This window comes from Arthrobacter sp. zg-Y916 (genome assembly GCF_020907385.1).
Taxonomy (GTDB): domain Bacteria; phylum Actinomycetota; class Actinomycetes; order Actinomycetales; family Micrococcaceae; genus Arthrobacter_B; species Arthrobacter_B caoxuetaonis.
In genome coordinates, this window is the sequence record NZ_JAJJOD010000001.1 from 1 (window position 1) to 13573 (window position 13573).

General features: G+C 67.4%; 12 protein-coding genes. 4 read left to right on the forward strand and 8 right to left on the reverse strand.

The features are described from left to right. On the forward strand, positions 1-175 hold a 175-nt coding region (locus tag LOC59_RS00005), incomplete at its 5' end, for an FAD-linked oxidase C-terminal domain-containing protein (RefSeq protein ID WP_331460399.1). 34 nt (positions 176-209) lie between these two features. Here the strand turns inward: LOC59_RS00005 and LOC59_RS00010 are convergent. From LOC59_RS00010 to LOC59_RS00045, 8 genes are all read right to left on the reverse strand, one after another. Further along, entirely contained in the window at positions 210-698 is a 489-nt protein-coding gene (locus tag LOC59_RS00010; RefSeq protein WP_229969954.1) for a phage tail protein, read from the reverse strand. Further along, positions 691-1074 carry a DUF6916 family protein gene (locus LOC59_RS00015; protein ID WP_229969956.1) on the reverse strand — a complete coding sequence of 128 codons (384 nt, stop codon included), beginning with the start codon at positions 1072-1074 and terminating at the stop codon, positions 691-693. Before LOC59_RS00015 ends, LOC59_RS00010 begins: the two co-directional genes overlap by 8 nt. 2 nt (positions 1075-1076) lie before the next feature. Next, positions 1077-2327, reverse strand: a complete 1251-nt coding sequence (locus LOC59_RS00020) for a collagen-like protein (RefSeq protein WP_229969958.1) — start codon at positions 2325-2327, stop codon at positions 1077-1079. Positions 2328-2594: 267 nt separating this feature from the next. Then, positions 2595-5090 carry an MMPL family transporter gene (locus LOC59_RS00025; RefSeq protein ID WP_229969960.1) on the reverse strand — a complete coding sequence of 832 codons (2496 nt, stop codon included), beginning with the start codon at positions 5088-5090 and terminating at the stop codon, positions 2595-2597. Positions 5091-5162: 72 nt separating this feature from the next. Then, positions 5163-5807 (reverse strand): TetR/AcrR family transcriptional regulator, encoded by a 645-nt coding sequence (locus tag LOC59_RS00030; RefSeq protein ID WP_227896016.1) that lies wholly within the window; start codon positions 5805-5807, stop codon positions 5163-5165. Between the two features lie 76 nt (positions 5808-5883). After that, complete coding sequence (locus tag LOC59_RS00035; protein WP_229969962.1) at positions 5884-8694, reverse strand: molybdopterin-dependent oxidoreductase; 2811 nt, start codon at positions 8692-8694, stop codon at positions 5884-5886. Continuing rightward, on the reverse strand, positions 8691-9530 hold the full coding sequence (locus LOC59_RS00040; RefSeq protein WP_229969966.1) for an FAD binding domain-containing protein: 840 nt from the start codon (positions 9528-9530) through the stop codon (positions 8691-8693). Before LOC59_RS00040 ends, LOC59_RS00035 begins: the two co-directional genes overlap by 4 nt. 13 nt (positions 9531-9543) lie before the next feature. Further along, complete coding sequence (locus LOC59_RS00045; protein ID WP_229969968.1) at positions 9544-10653, reverse strand: XdhC family protein; 1110 nt, start codon at positions 10651-10653, stop codon at positions 9544-9546. A 403-nt stretch (positions 10654-11056) separates the two neighbouring features. Between LOC59_RS00045 and LOC59_RS00050 the strand changes: the two genes are divergently transcribed. From LOC59_RS00050 to uraH, 3 genes are all read left to right on the forward strand, one after another. Further along, positions 11057-12427 (forward strand): 8-oxoguanine deaminase, encoded by a 1371-nt coding sequence (locus tag LOC59_RS00050; RefSeq protein ID WP_229969970.1) that lies wholly within the window; start codon positions 11057-11059, stop codon positions 12425-12427. A gap of 292 nt (positions 12428-12719) precedes the next feature. After that, positions 12720-13235: a 2-oxo-4-hydroxy-4-carboxy-5-ureidoimidazoline decarboxylase gene (gene uraD / locus LOC59_RS00055; protein ID WP_227896011.1), complete on the forward strand. Its 516-nt coding sequence runs from the start codon at positions 12720-12722 to the stop codon at positions 13233-13235. Next, positions 13232-13570: a hydroxyisourate hydrolase gene (gene uraH, locus LOC59_RS00060; protein ID WP_229969972.1), complete on the forward strand. Its 339-nt coding sequence runs from the start codon at positions 13232-13234 to the stop codon at positions 13568-13570. The genes uraD and uraH overlap by 4 nt, the downstream gene beginning before the upstream one ends. The last annotated feature ends 3 nt before the right edge of the window (positions 13571-13573 follow it).

The window sequence follows — 13573 nt, forward strand, 5'->3', positions numbered from 1 at the left end:
GATGTTCCACCTCGCCAAGTCCCTGGGTGGAACCCTGACCGGGGAGCACGGCATTGGCCTGCTCAAACGGGACTGGCTGCGGGAAGAGCTTGGCGACGTCTCGCTGGAAGTCATGCACACCATCCGGGCTGCCCTGGATCCGCTGGGAATCCTGAATCCGGGCAAGGCGATCTAGCCCAGCAGTTGAACCGTAGTCAGGCTCAAGGCATCTACTGGCGCGGTGGGAAAATGCCCTCAAGTGCGATCATGAAGTTAAGGGCCAAGTACGGGGGCATGTTCTCGTGGGGCTGGTTTCCGCCGGTCGGGCCGCTCTGGACCATCTGCGTGCCTCCCGCTGGGGGGCCGTAGCTCCCGCCGCGGGCTGGTGCTGCACCGGCGGGCCGGTCCGTGGTCTGATCGACCGCTGCTTGCAGGGTGTGCCCATGCGACGGGAGCTGCTGTGTTTGCAGGGTGACGGTTTCCTGCCCTCCGGTACTGCCGAGGTAGCGCATGACGCTCGCATGCAGGGGGAACTTCCCTCGCAGGTCGGGAACGGCGAAAGTAGTCCTGCCGTCGCCACCATAAGTTGTGCCCAGCAGCGAAAAAAGCGCTGTGTTCTGAACGATCGGCAGCAACTGTCCGTCGCACATGGCCCATCCTGGCGGGGCGAAGGTGAACCCAACCATGATGATCTGTCCGACATATGGGTCGCTAGTCATAGGATGTTTCCTTCGGTAGGTGAGTGATGATGGCTGCGGCGTGCTCTCCGTGAGCAGTCATAAAGAGGGCCACGGGACCGGAATCCGGATGCTGCACTGTGTAGATGTCGTCCGCGGGGATAGCACCCCCGACCTCAAAGAGAAGCCTGAATCCGAGGGGACCGCGGTCCACCGCAGTCAGGCGAATACTGCCGGCGCCAATGGCCAGGGCGCGGCCCAGCAGTGGTTCCCACAGCTCCAGCGAGTAGGGATCCGGTGCCTGGGCGGCTCCGGCCCGGGGGAGCGTTCCGTTGGCTGCAGTTGCGGCGGCGGCCATGGCCAGGCCCGTGGTTCCGGCCAGGAAGAGCCGACGGTTCAGCGCTTTCGCTGCCGGCATGGCTAAGACCCCTCGAAACCCATGGAGTAGCGCAGATTCCGTACCGGCTCGGTGCCGGTGGCAGTATAGCCAAGCGCCACATCGGCCCCCGCGCTGACCCCGTGCGACCCGGTAACGACGGCGCAGGTTTTCTGCCCGGACGAAACTGTGCAGGAGTGGGGCACCATTTGGCCGTCGACCCACAGGGAGAGGGTCACGGTTCCGTTGCGCGGGGTCACTGCGACGCTGAGCTTTGAAATGATCCCGCCACGGGGCATCTCTATCTCCGCATCGGAGATTCCGAACACGACTTCGCTTCCGCCGGATACGGGGATGAACCCCGAGGTGTCGGCCGCGTCAACGAAGGACACGGAACCGATGAGGACAGAGGCAGCCGGCGCTCCTGCTGGTCCCTGTGGCCCTGCTGGTCCCTGTGGCCCTGCCGGCCCGGTAGCACCCGTTGACCCAACAATACCTGCGGCGCCAAAGGGCCCCTGCGGTCCTGTGGCACCGGTGGTGCCCTGAATTCCCGGGAGCCCTTGGATCCCCTGGGGGCCGATGGGGCCCTGCGGCCCGATCAGGCTCTGCGTTCCACTCGGCCACACCCCGCCGGACTTGGGCCCGTGGACGGTGAACGCAGTGGTGTTCAAGTAGAAGTCACCGTGGATTCCCACTGAACTGGCGGGGATGCCGGCACCGCTGTGGATGCTGTTGCCGTCCCGGCCCGGGATCCCCGCGGCGCCGGTTGCTCCGGTGTCTCCCTTGTCGCCTTTGGCGCCGGTGTCGCCCTTCGGACCGGCTGGCCCCGGAACGCCCGGAACGCCGTCGGCCCCGTCCGCACCCGGCTCACCATCGGCACCACTCGCTCCTCGAGCGCCATCTGAACCGGGATCGCCATTGGCACCCTTTTGGCCCTGTGCCCCGGCCGCGCCCCTCTGGCCGTCCGCCCCTCGATCGCCCGCGGCACCCTGCTCGCCACGGTCGCCCTTATCACCCTCGTCGCCTTTATCGCCGGCGGTGGGTGAAGCCGTCGCAGTCATCGCAGATACTGACCCCTCGGCGGGACCTGCTGCCAGCCAGGAGACAGGCACCTCACTCGGACCGCAGGACAGATGCTCATCAGTCGCAGAAATGCTCGTGAACTGAAGCGAGGCGCTGTCGAGGCAGGCACGAAAGGCATCTGAATCGTCTGCAGTGGTACAGGCGCCCAGTGCCAGGACGGCAGCTGCCGCGGCGGCAACAGCAGAAAGGCGTACGGGCAGGGAGCGGCTCACAGTATGGGTCTCCTGGTCAGCGAACGGGCTTGGCAGGGGAGCGGCAAAATGTGGAACTTCGATTCGGCACGAATCCACTCCCCCCGGGGCCGCGCCGTTGCTCAAACATGTGTTGGACTGAGGCCAATAAAACACTTAGTCCAATGGATTTATGCTGACGCCTTTTGGACGCGGTCCAAAATTTGTTTCGTGGAAACCCCGAGTATGACGAAAAACAGCTGCCCCCGGCGGATGGCCGGGGGCAGCTGCTGCGCTGGAATCAGACGGTTAGCCGCCGTGGTTTGCGGGCTCGGGTTCCCGGTGGTCCATGTGCGGGTGCCGGCGCTCCAGTGAGGCGCCTTCGACGTCGACGTCCGGCAGGATCTTGTCCAGCCACTTCGGCAGCCACCAGGCTTTGTCTCCGGCCAGGTGCATCAGGGCGGGGATCAGCAGCATGCGCACCACGAAGGCATCCAGAAGGACGCCGAAGGCCAGGGCAAAGCCGATCGGACGGATCATGGCACTGTGCGAGAAGACGAACCCGCCAAAGACCGAAACCATGATGATGGCCGCGGCCGTGACCACGGCCCGTCCGGCCCGGACACCCTGCACGACGGCGACGCGTGACGGGGCGCCGTGGGCGTACGCCTCACGCATGCCGGAGCCGATGAAGAGCATGTAGTCCATGGCCAGCCCGAACAGGATGCCCACCAGGATGGTTGGCAGGAAGTTCAGGATCGGGCCGGGGGTCTCCACGTTGAAGACACCGGCAAGCCAGCCCCACTGGTAGATCGCCACGACGCCGCCCAGCGCGGCGAAGTAGGACAGGACGAAGCCGAGCGTGGCGATGACCGGGACGTAGATGGACCGGAACACCAGGATCAGGATCAGCAGGGACAGGCCAACCACAACGCCGAGGTAGATCGGCAGTGCATCGGAGAGCTTGTCAGAAATGTCGATGTTGCCGCTGGCCGTACCGGCTACGCCGATCTCGTACTCATCGTTCAGCGGAGACATGTCCCGCAGGGTGTGGACCAGGTTCTCGGTGGACTCGCTGGTCGGCCCCTCCTCCGGAACAACCTGGAACGCGACGGTGCTGCCGTCCTCCGATGAGCCGATCGGGGCTACTGCGGAAACGCCGTCCTGTTCGAACAGGATCCCGGCGATCTCGGCCTGGATCTCGGTTGCTTCGGCTTCGGTCGGTTCCGACGGAAGTTCTGCCACAACCAGCAGGGTGCCGTTCTGGCCTTCGCCGAACTTCTCCGACAGCGTGGAGTATGCCCGGTACTGCGTGGAGTCATGTGCCTCGGAGGAGCCGTCGGGAAGGCCGGTGCGCAGGTCCAGCGACGGAACCGCGATGAACAGCAGGGCAGCAATCGATACCAGTGCGGTGAGTACGGCGGTCACAGTGGACATAGGCTTCACGGGGGCTGTTGCGGGCCGGGGGGCCTCAGCCGCAGCGGTGCTCGACGCGCGTTCCTTCTTGCTGAGGATCCGCATGCCGACGAGCTTCAGCATCGCCGGGGTCAGCGTCACGGCGATCATGACCGCGATGGCGATGCAGGCAGCACCGACTGTGCCCATCAGGCCAAGGAACGGAATGCCGGTGATGTTCAGGGCCAGCAGGGCGATCAGCACCGTGGCGCCGGCGAAGACGACGGCGTTGCCGGAGGTGCCGTTGGCCAGGGCGATGGACTCCTCGAGGTCATAGCCCTGCTTCAGCTGGCGGCGGTGCCGGTTGACGATGAAGAGGGTGTAGTCGATGCCCACCGCGAGGCCCAGCATCAGGCCGAGCACGGGCGTCACGGAAATCATTTCGACGACGCCGGAGAATGCCAATGCGCCGAGGGCGCCGATTCCGACGCCGATCAGTGCAGAAATAAGCGGCAGGCCGGCGCCGACGAAGGTGCCGAGCATAACGACCAGCACGATGGCGGCTACGACCAGGCCAACAACCTCGCCGATACCCACAATGCTGGGGATGCCCTGGGCGATGTCGGTGGAGAAGTCAGTGGTGACGCCGTCGACCGGTGCGTCTTCAAAGACGGCCACCAGGGCGTCCTTCGTCTCCTGTGTGACCTCCATCTGGGGGTCCTCGAAGACCACGGTCAGGATCGCGGTGCTGCCGTCTTCCGACACCATCCGGATGTTGGAGGCCATGTCCAGCAGGGCGGCTCCCTGTTCCAGCTGCGGTGCCTTCTCTTCGGCCGCGGCCGCCTGCGCTTCGAGTTCCGCGCGGCCGGCGTCGAGCTGGGCCTGCTGGGAATCCAGCTGGGGCTGCGCCATGGCCAGCATGCCGGCGGCTTCGGCCTGGGCGCGCGCCGCGTCGAGCTGCGCCTGGCCGGCGTCAAGTTCTGCGCGGGCCGCCTCGATCTGGGTGCGGCCGGCATCCAGCTGCGCCTGGCCCTCAGAGAGCTGGCTGACCTGCTCTTCGCGCTGGGCTTCGGTGGCGAAGGGATCCACGGCGTTTTCCACGCCGTCCACGCCCTTGGCGTCTTCAACCAAGGCAGCAATGGCGTCCCGCTGTTCGGGGGTGAACTCCGAGCCGTCCTCGGTCTGGAAGACCACCGATCCGGATCCGCCGGACGCCTCCGGCAGTTCCTGCTGCAGCCGGTCGGTGACCTGGGTGGTCGGCGTGTTCGGAATCGAGATTGCGGTGGAGAGAGTGCCGCCGAAGAGTGCGAAGGAGATTCCGCAGATGGCCAGCACCCCGATCCACAGCGCTAGGACGGAGCGGGCGCGCCTGGCGGCGGCCTGTCCGAGGCGGTATAGGAATTCAGCCATGTGTGGTCCTTGTCGAAAAACGAAAATCTGCTGCGGACGAAGGTGGCGGGGTGAGCCGCCGGGAGTGAAGTTCTAGGAGGTGCCCGGGGGAGTGCCGGCGAGGTTTCCGCTGCGGAGGGCAGCGACGAGGCGCTGCAGGAGTTCCAGCCAGGCACCGCGGGATTCAGGAGTGTCTACGGCTCCGGTTTGGGCACACCAGAGTTCGTAGAGCACGCTGACGCCGCCCGCGAAGGTGCCGACCAGGAGCTGGATATCCTCCGGGTTGGACTCCGGGTGCCGGGTGGCCAGGGAAGCCATGACCTGGTCGCTGGCCATGGTCACGGAGCGGAAGGCCATGATGGCCTGCTCGGGTGAGGACCGGTTGTCGGCCCGGCCCAGGACACGTGTCAGGTAGGAGACCGCTTCGATGAAGCGGGGTGAGCTGACGAGGTCCACCAGGTCGTCCAGCGGCGAGTAGCCCTCCGGGGCCCTGCCGCCGGGCAAAACCAGGGCGGAAGCGACGACGCCGGTGCCGACTTCCAGCACAACGTCGTCCAGGGAAGCGAAGTGGTTGAAGACCGTGCGGCGGGAGACATCTGCGCGCTGCGCGAGCTCATCCACGGAGAAGTCCGTTCCCCTCCGCTCGGTCAGCAGGCCTGCACAGGCGTCCACAATGGCCTGCCGGTGCCTGCCCTTCAGGGCGGCACGGCGGTCTGGAGGAGATCCGGCGTCAAGCACACTCCTACACTAGGTGCATCGTTGCACTGGGTGCAACCAGAGCTCACGTGTAACCAGAGCGACCGTGCAACCAGAACTATCGTGCGGCGGAGACCTTCGCCGGCCAGCCCGCTTCCCGCAGCGCCAGGTACACCCGGTCCCGGGCGAACGGGAGCCGGTTCAGGCGCAGTCCGGTGGCATCCCGGAGGGCGCTTGCCAGCGCCGGAGCCACCGGATTGAACGGACTCTCACTCATGGACTTCGCGCCCATGGGGCCCAGCGCATCATCCGTGGACGCGAAGTACACCTCCGTGCGGGGTATGTCGGCGAAAGTGGGTATGTGGTACTGCCGCAGGATGCGGGTCTGCACCTGGCCCGACTCATCAACCTGCACTTCCTCATACAGGGCAGCGCCCAGGGCCTGCGCCACGCCGCCTTCCACCTGGCCGCGGCACTGCATCGGGTTCATGACCACGCCGGCATCGGCTGCCTGCACGCTCTGCAGGATGCGGATCTCTCCGGTCCCGGGGTCTACTGCCACCCGGAAACCCTGGACGTTGAACGCCACCGACCGCGGAGTGCCGCCCCAGCGGCCCTCGGCCGCCAGCTCAACGCCGGCTTCCTGCGCCCGCAGGTAGACCTCGGCCAGGGGAACACGCTCCTCGCCGCACACCACGGCATCCGATACCAGCGCCACCTGCGCCGACGTGTTCCGGAAAAGTGACGCGGCGAAGCCCTTCAGCCGCGCCGCCAGTTCCGTGGCGGCGGCAAGCGAGGCTTTCCCGGCGACCACGGTGCCGGTGGAGCCGTAGGCGCCGGTGTCGTGGTCCACCAGGTCGGTATCGGACTGCCGGATGACAATGTTGCCCGGATCCGTGGACAGGGCGCTGCCGGCCAGCTGGGTATGGACGGTGGTGGTGCCGTTGCCGAATTCCGCGGTGCCGACGTCGAGCCCGTACCGCCCGTCCGGCCGCAGCGAGATCCGGGCATGGGACACGTGTCCGCGCGGCGGCACGGTGTCGATCATAGCGACGGCGGTGCCCGTGCCAACCAGCCAGTCCCCGCCCAGCGACTGCCCGGACCGTTCCGGATCCCGGGCGCCGGCGTCGAGCGCACCGCGGACCAGGTCCACGCATTCCTGGAGTCCGTAGCTGCCGTAGAGCACGTCTTCGGCGGGTTCCGGGGACGTGGAGATCATGGGATCGCCTTCCACCACCAGGTTCCGCTGCTTGAAATCGAGCGGATCCAGCTCCAGGGAACGGGCCAGTTCGTCCAGCGCGGATTCAATCGCGAAGATCATCTGGCTCAGGCCATAACCCCGGAACGCACCGGCCGGAAGGTTATTGGTGTAGACGGCGCGCGCATCGACCTGCTTGTTGGCACACCGGTAGACGGCCATTGATTCGCCGCAGCCGTGGAACATCACACCGGGGCCGTGGTTGCCGTACGCACCGGTGTTGGTGGTGACGTCGACTGCCAGGGCGGTGAGGTTCCCAGCAGCATCCGCGCCGGCACGGACTTTCACCCGGAAGGGGTGGCGCGTGGTGGTGGCGGTGAACTGTTCCTCACGGGTGAGTTCGAGCTGCACCGGCCGGCCAAGCCGCAGGGCAGCGAGCACCGCGATGTCCTCGACCAGCACTTCCTGCTTGCCGCCAAAGCCGCCGCCGACGCGGCCGGAGACCACCCGGACCTTGTCTTCGGGCAGGTCGAACACCCGGCACAGCGTGCGCTTGACCAGGAAAGGCACCTGGGTGGAGGTGCGCACGACCAGCCGGCCGTCCTCGTCGAACGAGGCAATGGCGGCATGGGTCTCCAGGGCAACGTGCTGCAGCCGCTGGGAGTAGTACGTGCCCTCGTGGACGGCGGCCGCTCCGGCGAATCCGGCCTCGGGGTCCCCGATGACCGAATGCAGCTCGGCCACGATGTTGGTTGCCGCCGGCGTTCCGACGCCGGTCTCGGCCGCAGCGGCGGCGTGCAGCAGCGGCGCGTCCGGCGCCAGGGCGTCGTCGGGCTCGAAGACGGCCGGCAGCACCTCATATTCCACCTTGAGGGCACGGAAGCCGGCTTCCGCGGCGGCCACGGACGTGCCTGCGACGGCGGCGACCCGCTGGCCCTTGAACCGGACGACGTCGTCCAGTACCCGGGTATCGGCCGGGTCGTCGGTGTGCAGTTCGTGCTGGGCGGAGGAGAAGCGCTGGAGGGGAGCGTCGTCGTGCGTGAACACGGCCTCCACCCCGGGAACCGCCAGGGCAGCGGACGTGTCGATCGAGAGGATCCGGGCATGTGCGTGCGGGGAGCGTGCCAGCTTCAGGTGCAGCAGGCCGGGGAGGGACTCGGGCGGGAGGTCCAGCGTGTAGCGGGCGGCGCCCGTGACGATCGCCGGACCTGCCGGTGCCGGAATGTTGTGCCCGACGGCGGCCGGGGTCTCGGCCGCGCCGGCACCGCAGGCAGCACCGCAGCCCTCGGATGAGCCGCAGATGTTCTGCCGGCCCAGCACAGCGTCCTCGATGGCCCGGTAGCCGGTGCACCGGCACAGGTTGCCCTTCAGCGCCCGCGGCAGGTTCCCGAGTTCCTCGGGTCCGAAGGTGGCGGCGGTCATCACCACGCCCGCGGTGCAGAATCCGCACTGGAAACCCTGCGCGTCGAGGAACTGCTGCTGCATCGGGTGCAGCGTGCCGCCGTCGGCCAGTCCCTCAATCGTGGTGACCTCGCGGCCTTCGGCCCGGCGGGCGGGATAGATGCAGCTGTGGACCGGCACCCCGTCCACGTGGACCGTGCAGGCACCGCAGTCCCCGGCGTCGCACCCCTTTTTCACGCCGGTGTTCCCGGCTTCGCGGAGGAAGGTGCGCAGGCACTGTCCGGGGGCGGGTTCGGCGGGGATGTCCCGGCCGTTGACCGAATACGTCACTGCCCTGCCTCCGTTTCTCCGGCAAGTTCGGCCCGGATTTCTTCGCTTAGCCGTTCGGTCATGTACTGGCGCCATTGCGGCAGGCCGTGAACGTCGTCGTGGTAGAGGGTGAACGGAATGGCGTCATCGAGCGCCGCGCGGAGTTCAGCCTGGTCCGGCAGGGCGCCGAAGCGCAGCTGGACCGGACGCACGGTGGACGCGGTAACGGTGAGGACGAACGTTCCGTCCGGGTCAAGGCGTCCGATCACCAGGACGCCGGAGCGCCCGAGGTTGGACAGGGACAGCCGGCGGAAGGCAGTCCGCGAGCCCAGCGCCTGCGCGGGGAGCGTGATGCTGCGCAGCAGTTCCCCGGGTGCCAGGGCGGTCTCACCGTCGCCGGTCACCATTTCCGTGACGGGCAGGGTGCGGCTGGAGCCGTCCGGAGAAAGCACCAGGGCCTGGCCATCCAGGGCCGCAGTCAGTGCGGTCATGGGGCCGGCCGGCAGTGCAGTGCAGACATTTCCGCCCACCGTGGAGACATTCCAGACCTTGAAGGAGGCGACAAACGCCTCACAGCACGGGCGAACCGCAGCGAGGGACGTCCATTCGGAGGCGGCGGGGGGCAGTTCGCCGGCGAAGGCGTAGAGCTCGGCGATGGTGCAGGTCGCGGCGATCTCCAGCCCCTCCGCGGAGGCGGTCAGCGGCTCCCACCCGCCCTGGGTAATGTCCAGCAGCCGCTGCAGGGTGGAGCTGCCGTAGGAGAACAGCACGGTCCCTCCTGCCAGCCAGGCGTCTCCCGGACGCCAGTCGGAGGGCTGGGCAGTGGGCACCAGGTCTTGAATGGTATTCATGTCCACGTGCGGGGATCTCCTAGCTGGCCGTGAGGTGGTTGAGAAGGCGGGTCGGGGAATGGATGGGCCCGCTGAGCCCGCGCAGCGGCATTCCGCTGGCGGCGCTGCGGGCGGCCGTCACTTCCGCGAACACCGATAAGGCGACTTCCGCGGGCGTTACCGCGCCGATGTCCAGCCCGATGGGCGAGTGCAGCCGCGCCAGGGCTGCCTCCGGGACACCGGCGTTCCGCAGGGCCCGCAGCCGGTGCCGGTGCGTGCGGCGTGATCCCATGGCCCCGACATATCCCGCCCCGGACTGCAGGGCTGCCGCAAGCGCCGGGACGTCGAATTTGGCATCGTGGCTGAGCAGGCAGATGACCGAACGGGCATCCAGCCGGCCCGCTTCCTGCTCGGCGCGGACCAGGGCATCCGGCCACTGCACGACGACGGCGTCGGCCTCCGGAAAGCGCCGCGGATCCGTAAAGGCGGGCCGCCCGTCGGCAACCGTGACCCGGTAGCCCAGCAGGGCGCCCATCCGGGACAGGGCTGCCGAGTAGTCGTTGGCTCCAAGCAGGAGCAGCGTCGGGGCAGCGGCCCGGCATTCCAGGAACAGTTCTGCCGTCTGGCCGCACTCCCCGTCCGCCAGCGGAAGGGTGCCGGTCTGGCCGGCAGCCAGCATGCCTGCCAGCTGGTCCGGCACCGATGACCCTGCCCCGGGAAGCAGGGCCTCCAGGGCGTTCCGAAGGTCCTCACCCGTTGCCACGGGCAGCGGAAGGTGCGCCCCGCCGTCGAGCCGGCGCAGCACTGCGGAAGGAACCGGTCCGTCCGGAAGGCTGCCTGGAGCCAGCGGCAGAATGTGGACGTCGACGCTGCCGCCGCAGCTGAGGCCGACGGCGAAGGCATCGCCGTCGCTGTAACCGAAGGATTCTGTCCGGGGTTTTCCGTCAGCGATGGCTTCCAGCGCCGACTCCAGTACGGCTGCCTCCACGCAGCCTCCGGTCAGCGATCCCAGCACACCGCCGTCGGCCGCCACCACCATGGAGGTCCCGGCTGGGCGCGGGACAGAGCCGGAGGTCCGGATGATGGTGGCTGCGGCGCATGGGGTTCCCCGGCCCAGGGCTCTGACAACGTCGTCCCAGTGATCCAGCACGGCACCCTGCCCTTCAGCGGCAGACCGGCGGCACCGCCACCGGCCAATCCAGCAACCAAGCGGTGAGTTCCCCACCGGGTGCAGATACCGGTGGGCCTTAAATCCGCGAATCCAATTCTTATCTTCTCGCCGGGCAGCCGAATTGCACAGCTAAACAAAACAGGCAATTCGGGCCCGAATTGGAAAGGAGCCTACCACGGTCACGCCATGCCGCCGCGTATTGTCCGGAAATGGTGCAGGAAACATTCTTGACCGCCTTCCCGGCGCCGTCCTACGCTGGCGCGAAGGACCGGATCCCACCGGACTTCTTGGATCAGCAGACAAGCCGCACTGAGCTGGCCGCCCCTGGCGCGCCCGCACCTGCACGGCGTCCCACGCGGCATTCACCGCAAAGGACCCGCCCATGAACCATGCGCCCGCACCAAGCCGCCTTTGGATCCAGAATCCCCTCGCTGCGTTTACTGCCAATGACCTCGACGGCGCCGGCGGCCTGGTCATAGAAGACGGCCGGATCGCCGAGGTCCTGGCGGCCGGCGAGCAGCCGTCCGCTCCCGTTTCGGAGGTCTTTGACGCCTCTGGGCACGTCCTGCTGCCCGGACTCATCAACACGCACCACCACTTTTACCAAACGCTCACGCGCGCCTGGGCGCCGGTGGTCAACACGCCGCTCTTCCCCTGGCTGAAGAACCTCTACCCGGTGTGGGCCAGGCTCTCCGCGGAAGACCTGGAACTGGCGACGACGGTGGCGCTGGCAGAGCTGCTGCGCTCGGGCTGCACCACTGCGGCGGACCATCATTACCTCTTTCCGGACGGCCTCCGCGACGCAATCGACGTGCAGGTTTCGGTTGTCCGCCAGCTGGGCATGCGCGCCATGCTCACCCGGGGTTCCATGACGCTGGGGGAGGACGACGGCGGCCTGCCGCCGCGGCAGACGGTCCAGGCTCCGGAGGTCATCCTGGCGGACAGCGAACGGCTGATCGGCACCTATCACCAGCGCGGGGACGGCGCCGTCATCCAGATCGGCCTGGCCCCTTGCTCGCCGTTCTCCGTCACCCGGCAGATCATGAAGGACAGCGCCGCGCTCGCCGAGCAGCATGACGTGCGGCTGCACACCCACCTGGCTGAAACCATGGATGAGGAAGCCTTCTGCCTGGACATGTTCGGGCTGCGGACCGTGGACTACCTGGACAGCGTCGGCTGGCTGGGGAACCGGACCTGGCTGGCCCACGGCGTGCACTTCAACGACGAGGAAATCGCACGGCTGGGCGCCGCGGGCACCGCCGTCGCGCATTGTCCGACGTCGAACATGCGCCTAGCTTCCGGCATCGGCCGGATGGCCGAACTGGAGGACGCCGGAGCGCCGGTGGGACTGGGCGTTGACGGTTCGGCCTCCAACGACGCTTCCAACCTGATCCTGGAAGCACGGCAGGCGCTCTACCTGCAGCGCCTGCGGTACGGTGCCGAGGCCATCACGCCCGAACGCGCACTGGGCTGGGCGACCAAGGGGTCGGCCCGGGCGCTTGGACGCACCGATATTGGCGAACTCGCCCCGGGCAGGCAGGCGGACCTGGCCCTCTTCCGGCTGGACGACCTGCGCTTCTCCGGGTCCCATGACCCGCTCTCGGCCCTGCTGCTCTGCGGGGCGGACCGCGCGGACCGGGTCATGGTGGGCGGGCAGTGGCGGGTGCTCGACGGCGAGATCGCCGGACTGGACCTGGCGGCGCTCACGGCGCGGCATTCCGAAGCGGCACGGCGGCTCGTCGCCGGCGGGTAAGAGGGTGAGGGCGGCCGGCGAATTATTCAACAGAATCCACGCGCGGACAATACCCTGCGGCAAAATATCCCGCGCAGGGCAGGGAATTTACCTGAACGAAACGCAGCGCAGATTGAATGATTCCCGTGCCGCCCTAACCCTTGACATGGGACTAAATAAGAATCCAAACTGTTCGAAATAGAAATTCCGCATTACAGAAACTCCTCCGGAAACATCGAATCAAGTCGGCGCCTGCCGATGGTCAAGGGTGTTCAGCGCCGGGGGAGCCGGTCCCAACTGAAAGCTGACACCCGTGCACCCACAGTCTTCCCAGGACTTCCTGGCGGCCTTCAACGCCGCTTCCTTCGAGGAGGCACAGGCGCTCCTGAAACCCTGCGTGGACATTCCCCGGTGGGCTTCCGAAATCTCCTTCGCCCGTCCCTTCGCGACGCCGGCAGAACTGCTCTCCTTCGCGGAACTGGCAGCCCCCGACTGGACCGAAGCAGAGATCGACGGAGCCCTGGCCCACCATCCGCGCATCGGTGAAAAGGCCGCAGGCAGCGGCAGCGAAGCCAGGATGTCCCGCAGCGAGCAGGCCGGTGTCTCCACTGCCGCGGACGTCCAGGAGCGGCTCCTGGCCGGAAACCGTGCCTATGAGGAACGCTTCGGCCGGGTCTTCCTGATCCGGGCCGCTGGACGCAGCGCCGAGGAAATCCTGGCCGCCCTGTCCGAGCGCCTGGACAACACCGCCGAGGACGAACTCGAGGTCACCGCCTCCCAGCTGCGCGAAATCGCCATCCTCCGACTGGAAGGGCTCCTAACGCCATGACAAGCCAGATCACCACCCACGTCCTGGATACAGCCGCGGGCCGCCCGGCCCAGGGGGTCCATGCATCGCTGCAGGTCCTGGGAGAACTCGACTGGCGGGAGCTCGCCGTCGGCGTCACTGACAGCGACGGGCGGATCACGAATCTGGGGCCCGAGCGGCTCCAGGGCGGGACCTACCGGATCGAATTCGCGACCGGACCCTACTTCGAAGCCTCAGGAACGCCGTCGTTTTTTCCTTCCGTCGCACTGACTTTCGTCGTGGCGGAAACCGGGGAGCACTACCACGTGCCCCTTTTGCTGAGCCCGTTCGCCTATTCAACCTACCGAGGAAGCTGAGCC